Source organism: Campylobacter ureolyticus ACS-301-V-Sch3b, assembly GCF_000413435.1.
Classification (GTDB): Bacteria; Campylobacterota; Campylobacteria; order Campylobacterales; family Campylobacteraceae; genus Campylobacter_B; species Campylobacter_B ureolyticus_A.
The window spans coordinates 122,870-146,397 of sequence record NZ_KE340327.1 but is presented as its reverse complement, the minus strand read 5'-3'; the positions used below and the strand labels follow the sequence as shown (position 1 = coordinate 146,397).

Genomic DNA, 23,528 nt, shown 5'->3' with positions numbered 1-23,528 from the left:
AATTAATCTTTGCTCTAAGAAAAAACTTATATTTTTCTTAAGTTAAATCTTTAAATTTTGCATATTTTATATGAATTTTTGTAAAATTTGATAAATTTAACCATATATATTTAGTAATATTTATAAGAAAAATATATTATAGTGATAAATTAGAAACTTTTAAAGAAATCAGTTGAGGAAGTTATAGAAGTTATTTTTAAGGGAAGATAAGTTCTTCCCTTAAAATATTTTAAAACTTATAATTAAGTCCTAAATTAAATACTTGGTTATTGTATTTATCTCTAAACTCTCCTCCATAAACAGCGTTTATTTCAAAATTTTGAGTTTAAGTGTTGAAATTCAAAGCATTTAAATCAAATATAATTTAATTTTTCAATAGCTCATTTGCTGCTTTTAGTCCTAAATCATAAGCTTTTATGTTTGCTTCTTTTACTTTTTCAGGCACACTTCTTAACATCTCATTTCTAACGAGTTCTTTATCCATAACTTTTGTAAAGCCAACCGCAATCCCAAGAGCTACAACACTTTGAGTTATTACATTTCCAACTTCATCTTTTGCAATTGAAATAATAGGAATTTCATAAATTTTCCATTTTTTCCTATCTTCATCGCTTGGGCTTACCAAATTTGGCTCTACTACAATAACTGCGCCTTTTTTTACATCATTTTTAAAACTGTTAAAGCTAACTTGTGCTGTTGCTATCATAAAGTCTATATCATCAGCATATGGATATAAAATCTCATCATCACTTAGTATAATATCAACTTTTGTAGGACCACCCCTAACTTGAGAGGTATAAGTTGATGCCTTTACACCAAAGCCACCTGCTTTTATCTTTGCAGCTGCTAAAATCTCACCTGCTAGTATAACTCCTTGTCCACCAACTCCCACGAATCTAAGTTTTGTTGTCATACTATCTCCTTAAAGTCAATCTTAGTTTTATTTTGTGCGGCCTCTATAACCTTAGCATAGGCTTTTGTATATTCAAGGTGAGAATTATCTTCGTGTAAAACTCCAAGTGGAAAAAGCCCTACTTTTTCTTCATCGTTTAATTTATCATATTTTATTTTATTTACTGTTATGTTTTCAATCCACTTTATCATATCAGTAGCTTGTGCCATTTTGTTTTTTCTACCTAAATTTATATGGCAATTTGAAAAAATATCGAAAAAAGCATACCCATCATGGCTAAAACCTTTTACTAAAAGTTTAACTAAGGCATCTGCATTTATTATCGTCTGTCTTGCTACAAATGTCGCCCCTGCTCCAATTAATAAATCAGTTGCATTAAAACTTGGATCTATATTTCCTCTTTGCGCAGTAACTGTCCAAAAGCCCTTTGGTGTTGTTGGAGAGGTTTGAGAATTTGTAAGACCATAAATAAAATTATTTATTAAAATATGTTTAATACCTATATTTCTTCTTGCAGCGTGAATTGTGTGGTTTCCACCAATTGCAAGACCATCTCCATCACCTGTTACAACAATAACATTTTTAGTTGGATTAGCTAGTTTTATACCTGTTGCATAAGCTAATGCTCTACCATGCGTTGTATGAACTGTATTGCAATTTATATACGAGCTCATTCTTCCACTGCATCCTATGCCACTTACTACACAAACATCATCTAAATCCCAACCCATAGCATCAATAGCTCTTATAATAGCCTTTAAAATCACACCATCGCCACATCCCCAGCACCAAAGAGTTGGAAGCTTATCGGTTCGTAGATATTTATCATAATTAAATGCCATTATTTCACTCCTTTGATTTCTTTTACTTTTTTAATAATTTCATTTGGACTTATTGGTCTTCCATTTGCTTTAAAAAGTGTGTGTAAATCATCTCTTAAACCACATTTTTGAATTTCTCCAAAATATTGTCCTAAATTTAACTCAACTACTAAGATATTTTTAAATTTATCACAAATTTCTTTTATTTTTTTCTTACTGCTTGGCCATAAGGTTAAAGGTCTAAAAAGCCCAACCTTAATACCTTCTTTATTTAAAATTTCAATGGCACTTTTAACTGCTAAATTTACACTTCCATAAGCTATTATACAAATTTCAGCATTTTCTAAGTTAAACTCTTCAAATTCACAAATTTCATCTTTATGCAAATTTATCTTATTAAAAAGTCTTTTAATATTATAATCAACTATCTCGCCATTTTCAGTTGGAAATCCTGTATTTCCGTGATGAAGTCCTGTGATGTGATAACGATAACCTTTAAAAAAAGGATTTAAAACAGCAGGTTTATCAATATCTGCTTTATATGGCAAATAGTTGTTTTTTTCACCTTTAAACTCATCTCTTTTATATATTTTTATATCTTTAATATCTGGTAAAACAGCCTTTGCTTGCATGTGACCAAGTGTTTCATCAAGAAGTAAAAAAACAGGTGTCATAAATTTAAAAGCTAAATTAAAAGCTTTTATTGTAAAAGTATAGACTTCTTCTAAGCTTCCTGGTATTAAAGTTATGCTTTGATAATCTCCATGAGTTGGACTTTTAGCTTGTAAAATATCACCTTGTGATACCCTAGTTGGAAGACCAGTTGATGGACCTCCTCTCATAACATTTACAATAACAAGAGGAATTTCAGCTATAAACGCAAGACCGATTTGTTCTGATTTTAAAGAAATTCCAGGACCACTGCTTGCCGTCATTGCTTTTGCTCCACTCATAGAAGCTCCAAGCGCAACTGAAATGCCAGAAATTTCATCTTCCATTTGAATAAAAGTTCCACCAACTTCTGGAAGCCTTACACTCATTTCATGAGCTATCTCACTAGATGGAGTTATTGGATATCCACCAAAGAATTTACAGCCACAATCAATTGCAGCTTTTGCCACTAGAGCATTGCCAGTTGAGATAACTTCCACACTCATAATTCATCCTTTATTTTCATAAAATTATTTTCTTTAATAGCTTGTGAAAGTGCTCTTGCTTCTGGTGTAAGTTTTGCAAATTTAAAACCTTTATCAGCCACAAAAATAGCAAAATCAGGACAATGTGTTTCACAATCCCTGCAACCAATACAGGTTTTGTCATTTAATACTTCTATCATCATACCTTGAATAGCCTTTGGCTCATATCTCATAGCCAAAGTCCCACTTGGGCAGTAGCTTACACAGATATTACAAGCTTTACATCTACTCTCATCAACCCAAACAGCTTTTAAATTTTCCATATTTTTTCCTTTTTAGCCTAATACTTCTTTTAATTTTCTGCCAATATGAGCAGGGCTTTGCACTACATGAACACCAGCTTTTTCTAAAGACTGCATTTTTCCTTTTGCAGTTGAATTATAATCACTTACTATAGCACCTGCATGCCCCATTCTTTTACCTTTTGGAGCTGTAACACCAGCTATAAAGGCAACAACTGGTTTTGAAATTTTATCCTTTATGGTTTTTGCAGCTTCTATTTCTAAAATACCTCCAATTTCACCTATTAAAACAATTGCTTTTGTATCATCATCTTTTTCAAACATCTCTAAAAGCTCACTAAATCCAAGTCCTATAACCCTATCTCCACCTATGCCAATAGCTGTTGAGATGCCATATCCCTCATCTAAAATTTGCTTTGCACCCTCATAGGTTAATGTTCCTGACTTTGAGATTAAACCTATATTTAAATTTGATTTTTTAAAAATATCTCCAGGCATAATTCCAAGCTTGCATTCATCTGCACTTATAATGCCAGGTGAGTTTGGACCTATTATTTGCATGCCACATTTATTTGCAAAATTTTTTGCCTTTATTATGTCATTTAATGGGGCATGTTCTGTGATAACAATACATAGTTTAATGCCAGCATTTGCAGCTTCTATAATGGCATTAGCCACAAACATAGCAGGAACAAATATAAGTGAAACACTAGCATTTGTTTTTTCAACAGCTTCTTTAACAGTGTTAAAAACAGGAAGTCCAAGATGGGTAACTCCACCTTTAAATGGAGTTACTCCGCCAACTATTAAAGTGCCATATTCAAGGCATTTTTGTGAGTGAAATGTAGCCTCTTTGCCTGTAAAGCCTTGAACAATAACTTTTGTAGATTTATCAATTAAAATACTCATTTGATATCCTTGTTAGACTCTTTTGAAAGTTTTACAGACAAAATAGCACCATCTTCTAAATTTTTTACAGGAATTAAATTTAAAATATTTGCTTTTTTTAAAATATACTCTGCTTCTTTTGCGTTTGTTCCATCAAGTCTTATAACAATTGGAATTTTAGGATTTATTAAATTTATTGCCTCTATTATGCCATTTGCAATCCTATCACATCTTACAATGCCTCCAAAAATATTTATAAAAATCACCTTTACAAACTCATCTTTTAGAATAATTTCAAATGCTTTTGCCACAGTATGAGAGCTTGCAAGTCCTCCAACATCTAAAAAATTTGCAGGTTTTCCGCCAGCAAAATTAATCGCATCCATTGTCCCCATAGCTAAACCTGCACCATTTACCATACATCCTATATTGCCATCTAGTTTTACATAGCTTAAAGAGTGTTTTTTAGCCTCTATCTCGGCACTATCTTCTTCATCCAAATCCCTTAAAACTAAAATTTCAGGATGTCTAAAAAGTGCACTATCATCAAAGCTCATTTTTGCATCAAGTACTAAAAACTCATCATCTTCATCTAGGATTAATGGATTTGTTTCTATCAAAACAGCATCTTTTTGCATATAAAGATCATAAATTTTAGTTAAAATATCGTGAAATTTGGTATATTTATCCTTATCAAAACCTAAGAATGATGAAATCTCTAAAATATGAAAATCCATAAGACCGATTTGTGGATCAATAAAAATAGCCTTTATAAGCTCTGGGTTTGAGCTTGATATCTCTTCTATGCTTATTCCACCACTTGAGCTTGCTATTAAACAAAGTTTTTGAGAGTCACGATTAAACGAAAGGCTTAAATAAAACTCTTTTTTTATTTTACAGCCCTTTTCAATATATATTTTATTTACAACTTTGCCATTTTTTCCAGTTTGTGGAGTGATTAAGGTCATTTTAATCATATTTTTTGCATATTGCTCAACTTCATCTAAGCTTTTAGCTATTTTAACTCCACCTCCAAGTCCTCTTCCACCTGCATGAATTTGAGCTTTTATAGCCCAAATTTCACCACCTAGTTTTTTAGCATTATTAACAGCTTCTAAACTTGTTAATGCAAGTAATCCATCGGCTGTTTTTATACCAAATTCTTTGCAAAGTGCTTTTGCTTGATACTCATGGATATTCATTAAATTCCCTTATAAGCTCTTTTTTAATTTTATAAAATTTGAAGTATCAACACTTTTATAAACTTCATTTTCTACTATTTTTTCAACACCTTTTTTACTAAGTTTTATCTCTTTTCCAAAACATATCTCATTATCATCCAAAACAGAGGCAATAACATTTCCTCCATTTTTAATAGCTTTTATCATCTTAACAACAGCTGCTGCTGGTGCATAATATGCAGATGTGCCTAATAGTTTTGTTATATTTGCTCCGGCATTTATCGTTTCATCTTTTATAGTTTGAAATTCATCTTTAGTTACATCTTGGCTAGTTTGAATTATCATCTCATCATTATGCATTCCAAAAACATTTATTTTTGCACTGGTTGGAGAAATATTTTTAAGCTTTGCTAAATTTAACTTTGCTCTTGCACTATCTAACTCTCCTGCCATTCCTATGATTTTATTTTTATTAAAGCCACTATTTTTATAACATGCATAAACCATTAAATCAAGTGGATTTGTGACAACTATAATAATAGCATTTGGAGAAAACTCAGCTATTTTTTTTGAAGTTTCCCCTACTATTGAGGCATTTATTTTAGCCAACTCTTCTCTGCTTTGCCCTTCTTTTCTAGTAATTCCAGCTGTTATAACAACAATATCAAAATCTTTTAATTTACTATAATCAAGCGTAGAGTTTATTTTGATATTTTTATCTAAAATCACACTTAAAGTACTTAAATCAAGCATTTTACCAAGTGCGAGTTTTTCATTTATATCAATTAGTAAAATTTCACTTGCTAAATCTTGTGAAATTAACAAAGAAGCTATATTTGAGCCGATATTCCCAGCTCCGATTATTCCTATTTTCATACAATTATCCTATTATTTTATTTAAAGTTTTACTTGGTCTTAAAATTTCTTCAGCTTTTTTAGGATCAAATTTATAATACCCTCCTAAATCAGCACCTTTTCCTTGAACTTTTAAAAGTTCATCATTTATTATTTTTTCATTTTCTTTTAACTCTTTTGCTAAAATTTCAAATTCTTTTTTCAAATCAGTTTTTAAAAGCTCATCTGCAAAATATAAAGCTAAATAAAAATGACTATTTCTAGTATCAGGTTCTCCTACTTTTCTTTTTGGGGATTTATCATTTTCTAAAAATTTACAAATCGCATCATCAAGCGCAGCACCAAGTATTTTGGCTTTTGGTTTATCTAGATATTTTAAACTCTGTGCCAAAGCCATAAATTCCCCTAAGCTATCCCATCTAAGGTGATTTTCATTTAAAAGTTGTTCTGCGTGTTTTGGTGCTGAGCCACCAGCTCCTGTTTCAAACATGCCACCACCATTTAAAAGTGGTACTATTGAAAGCATTTTTGCACTTGTGCCAAGTTCTAATATAGGATAAAGGTCAGTTAAATAATCTCTTAAAACATTTCCAGTTACGCTAATCGCATCTTTTCCACTTCTAATAATTTCATTTGTTTTTATGAGTGCGTCTTTTGGTGCTAAAATTTCGTACTCTTTACTGTCTTTAACTTCATTTTTTATAATTTTTATTAAGTTATTATCGTGGGCTCTGTTTTTATCAAGCCAAAAAATAGGTTTAATATCTTTTTCTTTTGCTAAATCAAAAGCTATTTTTATCCAGTTTTTTATAGCCTCATCTTTAACAGTTGTCATTCTAAAAATATCGCCTTTTTTAACTTCAAACTCAAAATATTTCTCTTTTTTATCAAAAACTTCTATTTTTCCATCTTCTTCTATAACAAAAGTTTTATCATGACTTCCGTATTCTTCAGCTTTTTTAGCCATTAGCCCAACATTTGTAACACTTCCTATAATACTTGGATCAAGTGATCCATTTTTCTTTAAGTCATTTAGCATGCTTTCATAAACTACAGCATAAGTTTTATCAGGAATTACAGCTAAGCACTCTTTTAACTCACCATTTTTATCCCACATTTTACCACTATTTCGCAACATTGCAGGAATTGATGCATCAATTATAACATCGCTTGGAACATGTAAATTTGTAATTCCTTTATCGCTATCAACCATTGCCAAATTTGGTCTAGTTTTATAAATTTCATCAAATTTAGATAAAATTTCATCTTTTAATTTTGAGTTTTCAAGTCTTTCAAATAGATCTTTTAGTCCGTTGTTTTCATTTATTCCAAGTTTTTCAAACTCAAGTTTATACTCATTAAAAACTACTTTAAAAAATTCTTTTACAAAATGTCCAAAAATCACTGGATCACTTACTTTCATCATTGTAGCTTTTAAATGAACTGAGTATAAAAGATTGTTTTGTAGAGCATAATCTAAACTTTTTTCAATAAATTTATCAAGTTCTTTTGCACTCATAAAAGTTGCATCAACTACTTCATTTTTTGAAATTCTTAAATCATTTTTTAAAATTTTTTCTTTTTTGTTATCGGCTGTAAATTTAATGGTTAAAGTTGTATCATTTTTAAATACAGTAGATTTTTCATTTGAGTAAAAATCTCCTTTATCCATATAAAAAATTTCAGTTTTTACATTTTTATTCCAAATGCCATTATTATGTGGATGAGTTTTAGCATAGTTTTTTACTGCTTTTGCAGCTGTTCTTATGCTATTTCCTTGTCTTAAAACAGGATTTACAGCGCTTCCTAAAACTTTTAAATATTTTTCTTTTATAGTTTTTTCTTCATCGTTTTTTGGCTCATTTACAAAATTTGGAACATTAAAACCTTTTTCTTGAAGCTCTTTTATGCAAGCATTAAGTTGCGGGATAGAAGCTGAAATATTTGGAAGTTTTATAATATTTGCGTTTTTATCTTCTGTTAATTTTCCTAAAAATTTTAAATCATCATTAATATTTAAATTTAACTCATCACTAAAAGCTGCTAGAACTCGCCCTGCAAGAGAAATGTCAACCATTTCTATGCTAACACCTGCTTTACTTAAAAAATTTTCAATTATTGGGTATAGTGAAAAAGTTGCTAAAGCTGGTGCTTCATCGGTATAGGTATAAACAATATCACTCATTCTTACTCCTTTTTTATTTTTATTATCATTTTACCAAATTTATCATAAAGTTAAAATAATAAATTTGTAATAAATTTTATCTTAAACATTACTTTAGATTTCTTTGTATATTAACTTGTTTTAAATGCTCACCATGCGTTTTTGTAAAAATATGTTTATTAGTCCTTTTATCACGCATAAAATACAAATACTCGGTTTTTGCCGGATTTATAGCCGCATCAATTGCCTCAATACTAACCATACAAACAATCGGTGGAAGCCCATCATTTAAATAAGTATTAAATTTACTCTCATCATTTCTTATCCTATCAGGAGTGATTTTTATATGTGAAAATTTACCATAATTAAGAGTTCCATCCATTTGAAGTCTCATGCCTTTATCAAGGCGGTTGTCAATAACTGAGCTAACTATTTTCATCTCATCTTTATTTGCTGCTTCTTTTTGTATAACTGAAGCTTTTGCCAATATATTTTTCCATTCATTGGATTCTATATTTTTATAATACTCTTTTTTATAGTTATTAATTAAATTTTTGTGTATTTTAAGTGAGTTTTTAACTAAAACTGAAATTAACTCTTTTTCATCATAGCCTTTTGCTAAATGATATGTTTCAGGGATTAAAAAACCCTCATAAAATGGGGCAGTTTTATTGTATTCAAGCTCTAATTTATTAAAATCAAGATTTTCTTTTTTTGCGATTTCTTGTAAAAAAACCACAGTTGTTTCGCCTGGAATTATTATGATATCACTCATAACAGGCTTTGCGGTAGTTAACTTATAAAAAAGATCTATTTTAGTTAAATTTTTATCTCCAAGATCTAAATATCCGCTTTTTACAGTTCCAATAAATTCTAAAATTTTAGGATCAAATTTAGTTACATTTAAATTTTGCTGTGATAGATTTGATATAATTTTGGTAGCACTTCCTTTTGGGATAAAAATTTCACCTTTAAAGGAGGTTTTGGCTGTTAAATCTGTCAAAATAGCAAGGATAAAGATGAGAATTATATCAAAAATAGCAAAAATTACTCTAACGATCGTAGTCATTTTAGCAATAATCCTTTCAGTGTTTTTTGTCATATTAAAAAACGGGATAAATATAGGAAATATCGACCGCGATAATATACATATCGAAAGATTATATATAAAATTTGATAAAAAGCTTATAATAAATGCAAAAAACTTAAAAATAAAAAAGAATTTAAATAAAAATGATGAAAAAAAAGAGTTTAGTGCTTTAGATTTAGATAAAATTTTTAGTTATATTGTCTATTTAAATAGATTTTTTGAAGAGATTAATTTAGAAAATGTTGAGATTGGAAACAACAACATAACTGCACTTTTTAAAGACAATATTTTTTATTTTGATACTGAGTTTTTAAAAATAGATATAGAAATAATACCTAAAGAAAATAGTTATGATATCGCAATAAGCGAGCTTTCTTTTAAGGATTTTGATTTAGTTATAGCAGGAAGCGGATATATAAATTTACTGAATAAATCATACAACTTTGATGGATTTTTTTTAACACATGAAATAAATGGAAAGCTTGATTTTAGTATAAAAAATGGACTTTTAAAATATGAGATAAAAAGCGCAACCGCAACTAGCATTAAAAATTTTATGGATGAGCTTGGTTTTAAAACCGGGATGGATCAACACTTAAAAGATTGGATTTATGGAAAAATAATAGCAAAGTATTATGATATCAAATATCTAAATGGGATGATTGATATAGTAAATTTGGACTATAAACTAAATAAAATGAATGGTTTTGCAAAGGCTTATGATCTAAATGTAACATTTAATGAAAAACTTCCAAGTGCTGTTGTAAAAAGCGCTGATATAGCGCTTGAAAATGGAAATATCTATTTTGATTTATTTGAACCTACTTACCAAAACAAAGATTTAAATGGATCAAAAGTTGATATTTTAAATATAATGGATGGAACAACAAAAATTATAGTCGATATAAAAACCAATAGTTTGGTTGATAATGAAGTTTTAAATTTATTAAAAGCTTATGATATCAATCTGCCAATTTTACAACAAAATGGCGATAGCAAAACAGAGGTTTTACTACATATTCAAGCCCATCCTCACAAGCTTAATGTTTTGACAAATTCAGTTTTAAAAAACAGTGATATTTTAATATCAGGGGCTAAATTTAATGTCCAAAATTTAGAAGTTTTAATAAAAAATTCTCAAATTGACCTAAACGCTTCAAATATTTCTAATAAAGAGCTTTTTAAAGCTTCAAATTTAAAAGGTAAAATCGATACAAAAGACTCAAAAGCTAACCTCATTGCAAATTTTGAAGAGGTTTTTATAAATGATATTTTTAAAAGAAAAAATTTTAGTTCTGATTTAAAATTAGATTTTTCAAAACCAGCAGTTTTGCTTGAAATACCTGAGCTAAATACAAAAATCAAATTTGATAAAACAAATGAAATTGAAGTTAATAGCTTAAAAGACTTGATTCAATATTCTAAAATCCTTACTGATTTAGGTTTTAAAAATGGCAATTTAGTAGTAAATACAAAAGATTTTAAAGACTATAAAATAGATATAAAAGACACTATTTTTGATCTGCCTTTATACAAAAAAGATGGAAGTAAATATGATAGTGATGAAATTTATATCAATTATAAAAATGGTGAAATTTATGCAAATACAAGTTATTTAAACTTTAAACAAAGCAAAAAAGATATGTATTTGGATATAAACGGGCTTGATTTTGAGTTAAAATATGATAAAAACAGTTCATCGCAAACTAACTTTCCAAAAATAAATATAAGCGGAAAAAATTCTGATATTATTTTAAAAGATATAAATAAAACTTTAAATTTAAGTAGCTTCAAAGGAAATTTAGACAACAAAAATATAAAATTTGATGCAAATTTGGTCCCACAAGGAAATCTAACTCTTCAAATAACACCTGAAATTTTATCTGCAACTGGACTTAATCTAAACTCTCAAAGTTTAAATAATTTTTTAAAATCAAAAAGCTTTGAAGGTGGGGAATTTAATATAAAAGTTTTTGGAAAAAGCATTGATGAGTTTAGAGGTGAAATTTTAATGAATGATACATATTTAACAGATTTGGTTTTATATCAGCGACTTTTATCTTTTTTAGATAGCATTCCATCGCTTTTAAAGCTAAAAACACCAGATTTTAACAACAAAGGTTTTAATGTAAAAAGAGGTAAAGTTCTTTTTATAAAAAAAGGTGATATTATTTATGTGCAAGCTATGGATTTTAAAGGCTCAACTGCTGATATGGGTGGAGTTGGAACGATAAATTTAAAAACAAAAGAGATTGATTTAGATATTGAGGTAAAATACTTAAAAGATGCAAGTTCAATTATTGCAAGCATTCCTTTGGTAAATCAAATAATTCTTGGAAAAGATCGCTCTATTTCAACAGTTGTTAAGATAAGAGGAACTCTTGATAGTCCTAATTACTCAAATAAAGTTTTACAAGATGCCCTACTTTCACCACTTAATATTATTAAAAATACACTCGAGCTTCCTTTTACTTTATTTGAGTAGAAAATGGTATAATTTTTAATATAAAATTTTTCAAAAGGACCAAATTTGAAATATAAGCTTGATTATAAAGACAGTGTTGAAAACTCGCTAATTTTTTGGCTTTGCAAATTTGTAAGATATAAATTAAGTTCTCTTTCGAATAAAGAATTAAAAGATCCAAAAGCTTTAAATAGTGTAAATTTACGCCTTATAAAAGGAGTTGAAAATTTTAAAGAACTTGATGGTCTTGTAAAAGAAGCAAGAAATGCAGGAATTGCAGGAGTAAATACATATTTTAATCCATTAAAAAAGGTTGCAAAAGCCATAATTTATTATGAAATAAATAGTTTAAAAGAGATAAATGAGGAGTTTTTAAGTGAAATTTTAGCTAGCGTTACAGGTGGGCTTAGTGATGCAACTAAGAAAAATTATAGGATTGCAGTAATTAATTTTTTTACATATTTAGATAAACAAAATGAAGAAAATGGGACTTCTCACAACTACGGAATTGAGTTAAAAAACTGGGGTGGGGTAAGTGGAAATGCTGGACAAAAACTACCTGAATACATGAGTGAAGATGAGGTAAAAGAGTTTTTAGAAGCAATTGAAGAGAGTGACTTTAAGGCAAATGACCATAGAAATAAATTAATTATAAAAATAATAATTTTTACAGGAATTAGAGTAAGTGAAGCTATAAATTTAAAAGAAAAAGATTTTAGCGAAGATGGGGATTTATATGTGATACGAATACGAGGAAAAGGAAATAAATATAGGATTGTCATGATAAAAAAACATCTAATTGAAGAACACTTAATAAATTTAAAGACAAATTACCTAAATAAAGATGGATATTTGTTTGTAAATGGAAAAGGAAAACCGCTAACTCAGGCATATATCAGCCGTATCGTAGAGCAAATTTTATTTAAAGCTGGGATTAGAAAAGCTAAAAATGGCGCTCATATGCTTCGTCATACTTTTGCAACCATGCTTTATAAAAAACAAAAAGATTTAGTTTTAGTCCAAGAGGCTTTAGGACATGCTAGTTTAAATACTTCTAGAATTTACACACATTTTAGTAGTGATAAACTAAGACTTGCTGCAAAAGTAGCCGATGATTTATCGAAAATAGAATGAAATTTTAGTAAAATTTAAGCTGGGCAGAAGTTAAAATGAAGCATAAAAGCTGTTTTGGGTTAAACTAAGTAAAATTTAACCCAAATTTTATAGTTAGATTTAAAGTTTTAATATATAAATTTATAAAAACAAATTTGTGTCTTTAAACTCATCTTTTAAAAACTCACTTATCTCATCAAATGTAAAAAATGCCTCAAGGCTTCCAAAAGAGTATGGAGCGACTCCATAAGGTGCATAGACAAAAGCTATACCATAAGGATTTAGCTTAAAATTTTCAGTTATTTTAAATTCATTTTCTTCTATGTAAGCATTTTCTTTAACTTTATCCCAAATTTTAAGTCTAAGTTTTTCATTTTTTACTAAAATTTCGTCAAGCGTGATTTTTTTTACCTCTGTAAAATGTCTCATAATTAAGCGAATACATACCATGAGCAACCACCACTATAAATATAAAAAAAGTTTTTAAAAACACTAAAATTATCATTAGTGTAATAAATTCCCACTTTTTTTTCTGTTTCATAGGTAAAAGGAAAATTATCTGATAAATCGCTACCAAATTCATTTAAAAAATAATCAAGCTCTTTTTTATAACTGCTTTTTAACTCATTTTCAATAGTTTTTTATCACCTTGAAATAATAAATTTTTGCTATATTTAATTTTACATTACTACCATTGTCAAAAATGGAATTTAAGGCTAAAAAATTAAACTTTTTATATAATTTTAAAGATTGTAAAACGCCTCTTTTTTCAAAAATCAATCCATCATAAACAAAATTTATATTTATTTTTTCATCATCGTCATATATCAAATTTACTTCCGAGCCCTTAAAATTTTCAGCATTAAAAAAATGCTCTTTATTATCGTAGAAAATATGACCTTTTGTAGAATTTTCATCTGAATTTAGATAAATTTGAACTTTATCATTTTTATAAACAAAACTCGCTTAATCTTTTATCTCCAAACTAAATAAAACTACAACCAAACAAAACAGCCATATAAAAGCTCTCATAAATTCTCCTTTTTAGAAAACAAATTATTTGTAACTAAATTTTTGATTTCAGTCAATGACTTAGCAAAAATTTTACTATATTATTGTCTAATTTTATTTAAAAGGAGAAAAGATGAGCGGTTTAGAAATGTTTTGTCATCAATGTGAAATGAGTGCTCCAAATGGCTGTGGCTCAAAAGGTCAAAGCAAAGGTACCTGTGGTAAAAATAGTACATTAGCAAATTTGCAAGATATGATGATTTTTGGATTAAAAGGAATGAGTGCATATCGTCACCACGCAAACGAACTTGGTGCAAATACAAGCGAAGTTGATAAAATCATAGCCGATACGCTTTATTTTACCTTGACAAATTCAAATTTTAATTTTGATGAGCATATCAAACAACTTTTAAAAGTTGGTGAGGCAGGAGTTAAAATAATGGATATATTAAGCCAAGCTCATACCAATGCTTTTGGCATTCCATCACCTGTTAAAATCACACAAAACAAAGCTTGTGGAAAAGCTATTTTAGTAAGCGGACACAACCTTTTTGCCTTAAAAAAATTGCTTGATGCTACTAAAAATAAAGGTATAAATATCTACACCCACTCTGAAATGCTGCCAGCTCACGCTTATCCAGAGCTTAAAAAATATCCACATTTAAAGGGGAATATCGGCAAGGCGTGGTTTGATCAAACAAAACTTTTTAATGAGTTTAAAGGTGCGATTTTGATGACAACAAATTGCATAGTTCCACTTAGAAAAAGTTGCGAGTATAAAGATAGACTTTTTGGTTATAGTATCGCTGGAACAGATGGAATTAGGCATATTGAAAATGATGATTTTACACCACTAATTAATAAAGCTTTAGAATGTGATGATATAAGTGGCTTTCAAAGCGATGCTACTTTGGTAACTGGTGGGCATTATAAGAGCATTTTAAATATGTCCGATGAAATTTTAAAAGCTGTAACTTCTGGTAAGATTAGAAGATTTTTTGTAATTGCAGGATGTGATGCACCTGGAAATGATAGAAATTACTATAGAGATTTGGCTCTAAGTCTGCCAAAAGACTGCGTAATTTTAACATCAAGTTGTGGCAAATTTAGATTTAATGATGTTGATTTTGGCTTAATAGAAGGCACAAAAATTCCAAGATATATTGATTTAGGGCAGTGCAACGACAGCAACGGTGCCGTTAAAATCGCAACAGCACTAAGCGAGGCGACAGGAATAGCTATAAACGATCTTCCAATTTCCATAGTTTTGATGTGGATGGAACAAAAAGCAGTTATTATTTTAATTGCGTTATTGTATTTAGGCGTTAAAAATATCCATATAGGACCAAGTTTACCTGAGTTTATAAATGACGAAATACTTGATTTTTTAGTGAAAAATTTCAATCTATCTTTAATAAGTGGTGATGCCAAAGCAGACCTAGTTAAATTTTTGAAAAACTAATAGTATAGTTTAAATTTAGAATAATACATAATATAATGCGTAAATTTATACGCATTATATCTTTGTGAATTTGTAATTTTGTTTTACTGATTTATCTTTTTTATAATTGTTTTAATTAAATTTTTTCTATCATCTAAATTCTGATTTATTGAGCAAAGTTTTGATGAGTGGTGATTTTCTAAAGTTTTTACATCTTTTACAAACTCAATTACATCATAAACACTTAAAATTTTACCATGTAAATCATACCCCACATTTAACGCCCTACCCTTTATATTTGCCAAATTATCATGTAAATGTCCATAAAGTAAAACACTTCCATGATCTTTTTTATCCCATTCTAAAATTGGATAATGAAATAAAATAAAATTTTTAAATAAGTCTTTATTTTTATTTATTAAATTATCGTGATTTCCAAGGACTAAACTGTGTTTGCCATTAAGTCTTGTTAAAATTTGCTCTGTTTTTTCCACACTGTTATAAAATGAAAAATCACCTAAATTATAAATTTCATCATCAGGCGTTACAGTTTTATTCCATAAATATACGAGATAATCATCCATCTCATCAACGCTTTGAAAATTCCTAAAATTTGGACAATACTTCATTATATTTTTATGCCCAAGATGTAAATCTGAAGTAAAATAAATCAAAATAAAACCATTAAAATAAGAATAAAAGAAGTAGCGGTGCAAGAGTAAAACTCTCGCACCAAATAAGAAAAATAGGTTATTTGAGTAGTTAAAACTACATCATTCCACCCATTCCTCCCATTCCGCCACCCATGCCGCTCATATCTGGCATTGCTGGTTTATCTTCTTTTATATCACTAATTGTAGCCTCTGTTGTTAGAAGCATACTTGCAACACTTACTGCATTTTGAAGTGCAATTCTTGATACTTTAACAGGATCAATAATTCCTTCTTCAAACATATTTACATATTTTCCGCTAACTGCATCAAAGCCTAATTCATTATCTTTTGAATTCATAATCTCATGTGATACTACACCTGCGTCAAATCCAGCATTTGAAGCAATTTGTCTAAGTGGAGATACCAAAGCTCTTTTTACAATATCAGCTCCGATTTTTTCATCACCACAAAGATTTAAGTTTACTTTTTTACTTGCACAAACAAGTGCTGCTCCACCGCCTATTACTATACCTTCTTCAGCAGCAGCTTTTGTAGCATTTAGTGCATCATCAACTCTATCTTTTTTCTCTTTCATTTCAGTTTCAGTTGCAGCACCTACTTTTATAACAGCCACACCACCACTTAATTTTGCAAGTCTTTCTTCAAGTTTTTCTTTATCATAATCACTTGTTGTTTCTATTATTTGTGCTTTTATTTGAGCTATTCTTGCATTAATTGCAGCTTTATCACCTTTTCCATTTACAATAGTTGTGTTATCTTTATCTATATTTATGCTTTCTGCTTCGCCTAAATCCTCTAAAGTTACACTATCAAGTGTTCTTCCAAGCTCTTCACTTACTACATTTCCACCTGTTAAAATAGCAATATCCTCAAGCATTGCTTTTCTTCTATCACCAAATCCAGGAGCTTTAACAGCTGATATATTTAACACACCTCTTAGTTTATTAACAACTAAAGTAGCTAAAGCTTCACCTTCAATATCCTCAGCAATAATTAAAAGAGGTTTTCCACTTTGTTGAACTTTTTCAAGAACTGGTAACAAATCTTTTAAATTTGTAATTTTTTTATCAAATAATAAAATATAAGGACTGCTTAACTCAACTGTCATTTTTTCAGCATTTGTAACAAAATAAGGACTTAAATATCCTCTATCAAATTGCATTCCCTCAACTACATTTAGCTCATCATCTATTGATTTTGCCTCTTCAACGGTTATAACACCATCTTTTCCAACTTTTTCCATTGCATCAGCAATTAAATTTCCTATTTTTTCATCTGAATTTGCTGAAATTGTTGCAACTTGAGTAATTTCTTTTTTACCTTTAACAGGTTTTGAAATTTTCTTAAGCTCTTCTATAATTGCAGCAGCTTCTTTATCCATTCCTCTTTTTACTTCAATTGGATTAGCTCCAGCAGTTATGTTTCTCAATCCCTCTTTAAAGATTGCATGGGCTAAAACAGTAGCTGTTGTTGTACCATCACCTGCTTCATCGTTTGTTTTATTAGCAACCTCTTTTACTAAGCTTGCACCCATATTTTCCAATGTATCGCTTAGTTCAACTTCTTTTGCAACACTTACACCATCTTTTGTAATAGCTGGAGCACCAAAAGATTTTTGAATTAAAACATTTCTTCCTCTTGGTCCCATTGTAACTTTAACAGCGTCGTTTAATTTTTTTACACCTTCATAAAGTCTGTTTCTTGCATCATCTGAGTAAATTATATCTTTTGCCATTATTTATCCTTTATCTATTTAATTATTCCAAGAACATCTTCTAAATTTAAAACTAAATATTTTTCATCATTAAGAGCAATTTCGCTTCCTGAATATTTAGAAAAAACAACTTTATCGCCAACTTTTATAGCTTTGCACTCTTCATCGCATCCAACAGCGATAACTTCGCCACTTGATGGCTTTTCTTTGCTTGCATTATCTGGTATAATAATACCTGTAGCAGTTGTTTTTGTCTCCTCTTCGCGTTTAACTAAAACACGTTTTCCTAATGGTTGAAAATTCATTTTTTCCCTTTCTTATGTTATATTTTTTAGCACTCTAAGTTTTAAAGTGATGAAATTATAATCAATTTTTTAAAACATGTCAATACTTATCTACATTTTTATCATAATATTTTAGTCTTTGACACTCAGCTTTTTATATAAAAACAACTTAACTAATTCTTTACCAAAATAAGATATAATTTTAATATTTAATTTTAAAAAGGAGTAAAGTATGAAGTTACTCAAATATTTGGGTATTTTTTTAATACTTATCGTAGCTGTTTTATACGGCTTATTGTTTACAGGTTTTGGTAATAACTTAGTAAAACCTTATATTGAAAAAACTGTAAAGGATAAATCGGGATTTGATTTAGAGCTTACAAAATTTGATCTAAATTTTAAAAGCCTTGATATAAGTGCTATTGTAAATGGCGAAATAAATGCTGATGTTAAAGGTAAATATTCGCTTTTTTCACAAAGTTTTGATTTAGACTACAATGTTGATATTCAAAATTTAAATAGTTTTAAAGTTAATCTTGATGAGCCTATGGGTTTAAATGGTCAAATTAGAGGAAAAATGAAAGATTTTAGCGCAAATGGTGTTGGCAAAATACTTGATAGTGATGTTAGATTTTTAGCTGTTTTAAAAGACCTTAAGCCTTTTGATGTTGATTTGGATGCAAAAGGGCTAAATGTGCAAAAAGCTATGAAGCTAGCTAATCAACCAGCTTTTTTAATTGGAAAGATAAACGCAGTTGCAAATATACAAAACGGTTTTGGTGAGGCAAATATCACATCAAATGATTTAGCAATCAATAAAGATGGCTTAAAAGATAAAAACATCACAATTCCAAACAATATCGCACTAGATCTAAACTCAGATATTACTTTAAAAGATAATATCATTACAGCAAGTTCAAATTTAAACTCAAAATTAGCAAATATAGAGGCAAAAGAGACTAAATTTAATCTAGATAATAAAAATTTAGAAAGTGATTTTAGCCTTGATATTTTGGATTTGGCAAATTTAGAACCATTCACAAAGCAAAAACTTAATGGAAATTTAAAAGTTGATGGTTTTACAAAAGTTGTTGATAACAAGCCTGAGTTTGTAAAGTTTAATTTAGTTGGATTTGGCGGAGAAGTTAATGCAAACTTGCAAGATAAAATTTTAGATGCAAAGATAAACTCAATTAAAATCGCTGAATTAATGGGGGTTGCCTCAATGCCAAAAGCTATAAGCGGTTTAATAAATGGTGAAATAAAAATAAATGATGTTTATGATTTTAACAATATTCAAGGAAGTACAATTTTAAATGTAATAGATGGTAAAATAAATCCAGTAGAGCTTAAAAAAATGACTAATTTAGATTTTCCACAAAATAATAATTTTGAAATTGCATCAAAAACTTTAATAGAAAATGGAATTGTAAACTCAGTTTCAAATTTAGCATCAAATTTATTTAAAATCGATAATTTAAAAGCTATTTATAATTTAAAGGAAAAAGACTTAAAGGCAGATTTTAAGGCTAGTGTTGATGATTTAAGCAAGTTAAAGGAATTTACGAAGCAAACTTTAAAAGGAAATTTAAAAGCTAGTGGTGATGTTAGCATGAAAAACAATGCCTTAAAAGGTCTAAATTTAAATGTTAATACCTTAGGTGGAGAGATAAAAGCCAGTTCAAACGGTTTAAATTTAAACGCTGATGTTAATAACTTAAAGCTAAATGATATATTTGCTTTAATCGGTCAAAATCCTCTTGCAAGTGGAGATTTAAAAGCTAAAATTAACCTTTCAAGCATTGATATAAAAAATTTAAACGGAACTGCTAATATAAATTTATCAAATAGTATATTAAATGATAAAGAACTAAGCAAAATGCTAAATAAAGAGTTTCCAAAAAATATAAAATTAAATGCAAACTCTGATATAAACATAGCAAATTCCATAGCAAATTTTAACGCAGTTATCAACTCAGACTTAGCAAATTTAAAAAAGCTAAATGGAAACTTTGATATAAATAAAAACTCTTTAAATGCAAATTATGAGGCTTTTGTAAATGACTTATCAAAACTAGCTTTTGTTACTGGAAAAAAGATGGTAGGAAGTGTTGGTTTAAATGGTGAAATTAAAAAAGATGCTAAAAATCTAGTTGCAACTGCAAACTCTGATCTTTTTGATGGAAAATTTAAAGCAAATTTAACAAATGAAAATTTAAAAGCAACTTTTGATAAATTTAAAATTGAAAAACTAACTCACATGCTTGATTTTGGTGAATTTTATGAGGGAATTGGCGATTTGGTATTTAACTATAATACATTGGCTCAAAAAGGAGATTTTAATGTTGATATAAATGAAGGTCGCCTAACTCCAAGCAAGCTAACAACAGCCATAAGCATAGCAACTCAAAAAGATATCACAAAAGAAATCTTTAATAACTCTTATGTAAAAGGTGTCATAAATCAAGGTTTAGTTGAGTTTAAATCCCAAATGAAAGCTCCTAAAATGGATTTAAATGTAACAAAAGGAACTCTTGATACAAAAACATCAAAAATAAATATCCCTGTTTTAATGAATATTGAAAAAACAGATATTTCTGCTGATGTTACAGGAACTACAAAAGATCCAAAAGTAAATGTTAGCTCAAAATATTTAGAGCAAAAACTTGAAAAAGTCTTGGATAAGGGGCTTGATAAGCTTTTAGGTGGCAAAAAAGACAATACTAATAATAATTTAAATAGCAATGAAAATAGCCAAGAAGATTCATTAAAAGATGGGGTTAAAAATCTTTTAAAAGGCTTTTTCTAAAACAAAAAAAGGCAGAGAAAAAACTCTGCCTTTAAAAACTCTAATTTTAAATTTTTTATTTTTAAATTTTAAGAATTTATAAAATTTACAAACTTCTTAAACTATAAAACTCTTTTTTAAACTCGCTAAATTTTCCTTTTAAAATTGCTTCTCTAGCATCTTTTACCAAATTTAAATAATAATGTAAATTATGAAGCGTAGCAAGACGGTAAAAAGTAAGTTCTTTTGAGCGATAAAGATGGTTTAAATATGCACGGCTGTAGTTTTTGCAAGTATGGCAATTGCATGTTTTATCAACTGGCTCATGGTCATTTATAAATTTAGCACCTTTTATATTTATTTTTCCAAAACTTGTAAATAAAGTCCCATTTCTTGCATTTCTTGATGGCATAACACAATCAAACATATCAACGCCTCTTTCTATGTTTTCTACTAAATCCTCAGGCGTTCCTACTCCCATTAAATATCTTGGTCTATTTTTATCAATAAATGGCATGACTCCTTCAACCGTATCATACATCTCCTCATTGCTTTCTCCAACGCTAAGTCCGCCAATAGCAAGTCCGTCAAATTCCATTTCACATAACTTTTGAGCACAAAATTTTCTTGCCTCATAATCAGTTCCTCCTTGGACAATTCCAAAAAGATTTTGACCTATACCAACTCCTTTGTTTTGGTTTAATTTATGATAATCAATGGCTTCTTTTGCCCATTTAATGGTTCTTTTAATACTTTCATCAACTCTTTTTTTAGTTGCTGGAAGTCCTACTAAATCATCTAAAATCATCATAATATCGCTTCCTAAATCATATTGAGTATCAAGAACTGATTTAGGAGTAAAATAGTGCTTACTTCCATCAATATGAGATCTAAACTTGATCCCATTTTCATCTGGTTTTGAAATATCACTTAAACTAAAAGCTTGAAATCCACCACTATCTGTTAAAAAACTTCTATTAAATTTAGTAAAACCATGAAGTCCACCAAAATTTTTTACTATTTTTGAACCTGGGCGAAGATACATGTGATAGGTATTTGCTAAAATTATTTTAGCATCTAAAGTTTGCATTAGATCAAATGCATCTAAGCTTTTTACTGCTCCAACAGTGCCAACTGGCATAAAAATAGGAGTTTGTATAGTGCTATGAGCTGTTTTTATCGTGCAAGCCCTAGCATTGCCATCTATTTTATCTATATTAAATTCCATTTTGCTATAATATCCTTTTAAATTTTGGAGTAAAGAATGAAAAATATTTTAATCATTGCTGATGGCATTTTAGCTAAATATTTCTTAGAAACTATCATAGAGCTTAAAACATTAAAGCACAAATATACGATAATAAGCTACAAGGATATTACAATAAGCCAAAAGCTAAAAGGCGAGAATATAACAATTCAAAGATTTGATCCAACAAGCTATGAAAAATTAAGGCTTGGTATACATGAAAAATTTGATATTTTTATGGTTATAATGGATGAAAAAATTGATACTTTTAGCGTGTATCAAAATTTAAGAAAAATAGATAAAAATAAAGAAATTTATCTTTTAGATCAATGGGGACTTTTAGATGAAATAGATGATGATAGTCACACTAAAATAATAGATGCTTTATCAATTCTTTCTTCAAGACTTATTGGCTATCTTCCAGATCACCCTATTTTAGCCGATAGTATAGGACTTGGAAAAGGTGAAATAATGGAAGTTAAAGTTCCAATAGGAAGCTCTTTTTCATATAAAAAAATTGGACTTTTTAGCACTCAAAAAGAGTTTAAAATACCGATGATTTATAGGCATAATAAAGCCATTACAGCACAATTTGGCACTATGATTTTTCCAAATGACACGCTACTTGTTGTAGGTGAGCCAAGTGTATTGCAAGATGTTTATAAAGCCATAAAAGAGTCAAAAGGCCAGTTTCCATCTCCTTTTGGAATAAATTTTTACTTAATAATTGATATGATAAATTTATGCCAAGATGATTTTGAAAAAATAATTAAAAATGTAAAATATCTAAACGAATCAGTCACAAATCACAAACTTTATATAAGGGTTATAAACCCTACTTTAACAAAAATGTTTGAAGAGATAAAAAAACTTGATGATGATGAAAGTTGTGAAATTTTAATAGAGTATTCAAAAAATAGCCCAGAAATTATGAAAAGCGATATTGTAAAACATAAAGTTGGTATGGTTATTTCAGATAATGCATTTTTCGAAAAACATAAAAAAAGCTTGTATGAGCTAAAAGTTCCTGTTTTAACACTTGGAAAAGGGGACGTGAAAGATCTTAAAAAAGGTGTTGTTTTAATGAGTGATAAAAGCAATGCAAGTGAAGCAAGTGTTGTTTTTGATCTTTGCGGGCAGCTTGGACTTGATGTTTATCTGCATTATTATGCGCAAGAAAAAAATCAAGAGTTAATAGCTAGATATAAAGACTTAGCAGAACTTTTCAAAAAAGAACTTTTTATAATAGAAGATGATGCGCAAAATCCATTTTTAAAATTAAAAAATGAAGAAAATTTCTTGCATTTTGTCCCATTTAATGATAAAGTTTTACATAGGAAACCAACCTCTGTTTTTAGCAAGGATTTAGATGAATTATATTTTGCAATAAGTCAAAATTATCAGCTTTTCATCCCGGATTTTTATGAAATTTAAAAGGTAAAA

The 23,528-nt window shown here is 28.9% G+C and carries 19 protein-coding genes; 5 read left to right on the top strand and 14 right to left on the bottom strand.

Annotated elements, in window-relative coordinates; translation table 11 throughout:
* Positions 1-364 precede the first annotated feature (364 nt).
* From HMPREF9309_RS05870 to mltG, 9 genes are all read right to left on the bottom strand, one after another.
* The gene (locus HMPREF9309_RS05870; RefSeq protein WP_016647001.1) at positions 365-913 is read right to left on the bottom strand and encodes a 2-oxoacid:acceptor oxidoreductase family protein; all 549 of its coding nucleotides are present in this window, start codon (positions 911-913) and stop codon (positions 365-367) included.
* A complete protein-coding gene (locus HMPREF9309_RS05865) occupies positions 910-1,755 on the bottom strand; it encodes a 2-oxoglutarate ferredoxin oxidoreductase subunit beta (protein WP_016647000.1) in 846 nt (281 codons plus the stop codon). The genes HMPREF9309_RS05870 and HMPREF9309_RS05865 overlap by 4 nt, the downstream gene beginning before the upstream one ends.
* Positions 1,755-2,891: a 2-oxoglutarate synthase subunit alpha gene (locus HMPREF9309_RS05860; RefSeq protein ID WP_016646999.1), complete on the bottom strand. Its 1,137-nt coding sequence runs from the start codon at positions 2,889-2,891 to the stop codon at positions 1,755-1,757. The genes HMPREF9309_RS05865 and HMPREF9309_RS05860 overlap by 1 nt, the downstream gene beginning before the upstream one ends.
* Positions 2,888-3,193: a 4Fe-4S dicluster domain-containing protein gene (locus HMPREF9309_RS05855; RefSeq protein WP_016646998.1), complete on the bottom strand. Its 306-nt coding sequence runs from the start codon at positions 3,191-3,193 to the stop codon at positions 2,888-2,890. Before HMPREF9309_RS05855 ends, HMPREF9309_RS05860 begins: the two co-directional genes overlap by 4 nt.
* Before the next feature lie 12 nt (positions 3,194-3,205).
* The gene (gene sucD, locus HMPREF9309_RS05850; RefSeq protein ID WP_016646997.1) at positions 3,206-4,081 is read right to left on the bottom strand and encodes a succinate--CoA ligase subunit alpha; all 876 of its coding nucleotides are present in this window, start codon (positions 4,079-4,081) and stop codon (positions 3,206-3,208) included.
* The gene (sucC, locus tag HMPREF9309_RS05845) at positions 4,078-5,262 is read right to left on the bottom strand and encodes an ADP-forming succinate--CoA ligase subunit beta (protein ID WP_016646996.1); all 1,185 of its coding nucleotides are present in this window, start codon (positions 5,260-5,262) and stop codon (positions 4,078-4,080) included. Before sucC ends, sucD begins: the two co-directional genes overlap by 4 nt.
* Positions 5,263-5,271: 9 nt before the next feature.
* Complete coding sequence (locus tag HMPREF9309_RS05840; RefSeq protein WP_016646995.1) at positions 5,272-6,117, bottom strand: lactate/malate family dehydrogenase; 846 nt, start codon at positions 6,115-6,117, stop codon at positions 5,272-5,274.
* Positions 6,118-6,121: 4 nt separating this feature from the next.
* Entirely contained in the window at positions 6,122-8,281 is a 2,160-nt protein-coding gene (locus HMPREF9309_RS05835) for an NADP-dependent isocitrate dehydrogenase (protein ID WP_016646994.1), read from the bottom strand.
* 88 nt (positions 8,282-8,369) lie between these two features.
* Positions 8,370-9,329 carry an endolytic transglycosylase MltG gene (gene mltG, locus HMPREF9309_RS05830; protein WP_034907892.1) on the bottom strand — a complete coding sequence of 320 codons (960 nt, stop codon included), beginning with the start codon at positions 9,327-9,329 and terminating at the stop codon, positions 8,370-8,372.
* Here mltG and HMPREF9309_RS05825 point away from each other — a divergent pair.
* Together HMPREF9309_RS05825 and HMPREF9309_RS05820 are read left to right on the top strand one after the other, a co-directional pair.
* Positions 9,280-11,835, top strand: a complete 2,556-nt coding sequence (locus HMPREF9309_RS05825) for a YhdP family protein (RefSeq protein ID WP_016646992.1) — start codon at positions 9,280-9,282, stop codon at positions 11,833-11,835. The two genes, mltG and HMPREF9309_RS05825, sit on opposite strands and share 50 nt — an antisense overlap.
* 45 nt (positions 11,836-11,880) lie before the next feature.
* Positions 11,881-12,948, top strand: a complete 1,068-nt coding sequence (locus tag HMPREF9309_RS05820) for a tyrosine-type recombinase/integrase (RefSeq protein ID WP_016646991.1) — start codon at positions 11,881-11,883, stop codon at positions 12,946-12,948.
* A 120-nt stretch (positions 12,949-13,068) separates the two neighbouring features.
* On the opposite strand, the gene HMPREF9309_RS05815 is transcribed toward HMPREF9309_RS05820, so the two are convergent.
* Positions 13,069-13,356 carry a DUF3298 domain-containing protein gene (locus tag HMPREF9309_RS05815; protein ID WP_155827357.1) on the bottom strand — a complete coding sequence of 96 codons (288 nt, stop codon included), beginning with the start codon at positions 13,354-13,356 and terminating at the stop codon, positions 13,069-13,071.
* A gap of 715 nt (positions 13,357-14,071) precedes the next feature.
* Between HMPREF9309_RS05815 and hcp the strand changes: the two genes are divergently transcribed.
* Complete coding sequence (gene hcp, locus HMPREF9309_RS05805) at positions 14,072-15,400, top strand: hydroxylamine reductase (RefSeq protein WP_016646988.1); 1,329 nt, start codon at positions 14,072-14,074, stop codon at positions 15,398-15,400.
* An 83-nt stretch (positions 15,401-15,483) separates the two neighbouring features.
* On the opposite strand, the gene HMPREF9309_RS05800 is transcribed toward hcp, so the two are convergent.
* From HMPREF9309_RS05800 to groES, 3 genes are all read right to left on the bottom strand, one after another.
* Positions 15,484-16,053 (bottom strand): phosphoesterase, encoded by a 570-nt coding sequence (locus HMPREF9309_RS05800; RefSeq protein WP_034907890.1) that lies wholly within the window; start codon positions 16,051-16,053, stop codon positions 15,484-15,486.
* 94 nt (positions 16,054-16,147) lie between these two features.
* Positions 16,148-17,788 (bottom strand): chaperonin GroEL, encoded by a 1,641-nt coding sequence (gene groL / locus HMPREF9309_RS05795; RefSeq protein ID WP_016646986.1) that lies wholly within the window; start codon positions 17,786-17,788, stop codon positions 16,148-16,150.
* A 14-nt stretch (positions 17,789-17,802) separates the two neighbouring features.
* The gene (groES, locus tag HMPREF9309_RS05790) at positions 17,803-18,072 is read right to left on the bottom strand and encodes a co-chaperone GroES (protein ID WP_016646985.1); all 270 of its coding nucleotides are present in this window, start codon (positions 18,070-18,072) and stop codon (positions 17,803-17,805) included.
* A 211-nt stretch (positions 18,073-18,283) separates the two neighbouring features.
* Here groES and HMPREF9309_RS05785 point away from each other — a divergent pair, with 211 nt between their 5' ends.
* On the top strand, positions 18,284-20,860 hold the full coding sequence (locus tag HMPREF9309_RS05785) for a hypothetical protein (RefSeq protein WP_016646984.1): 2,577 nt from the start codon (positions 18,284-18,286) through the stop codon (positions 20,858-20,860).
* Between the two features lie 85 nt (positions 20,861-20,945).
* Here HMPREF9309_RS05785 and tgt read toward each other — a convergent pair whose 3' ends face one another.
* Positions 20,946-22,067, bottom strand: coding sequence for a tRNA guanosine(34) transglycosylase Tgt (gene tgt, locus HMPREF9309_RS05780; protein ID WP_016646983.1), 1,122 nt, complete (start codon positions 22,065-22,067; stop codon positions 20,946-20,948).
* A 36-nt stretch (positions 22,068-22,103) separates the two neighbouring features.
* Here tgt and HMPREF9309_RS05775 point away from each other — a divergent pair, with 36 nt between their 5' ends.
* Positions 22,104-23,519: a hypothetical protein gene (locus HMPREF9309_RS05775; RefSeq protein ID WP_016646982.1), complete on the top strand. Its 1,416-nt coding sequence runs from the start codon at positions 22,104-22,106 to the stop codon at positions 23,517-23,519.
* The last annotated feature ends 9 nt before the right edge of the window (positions 23,520-23,528 follow it).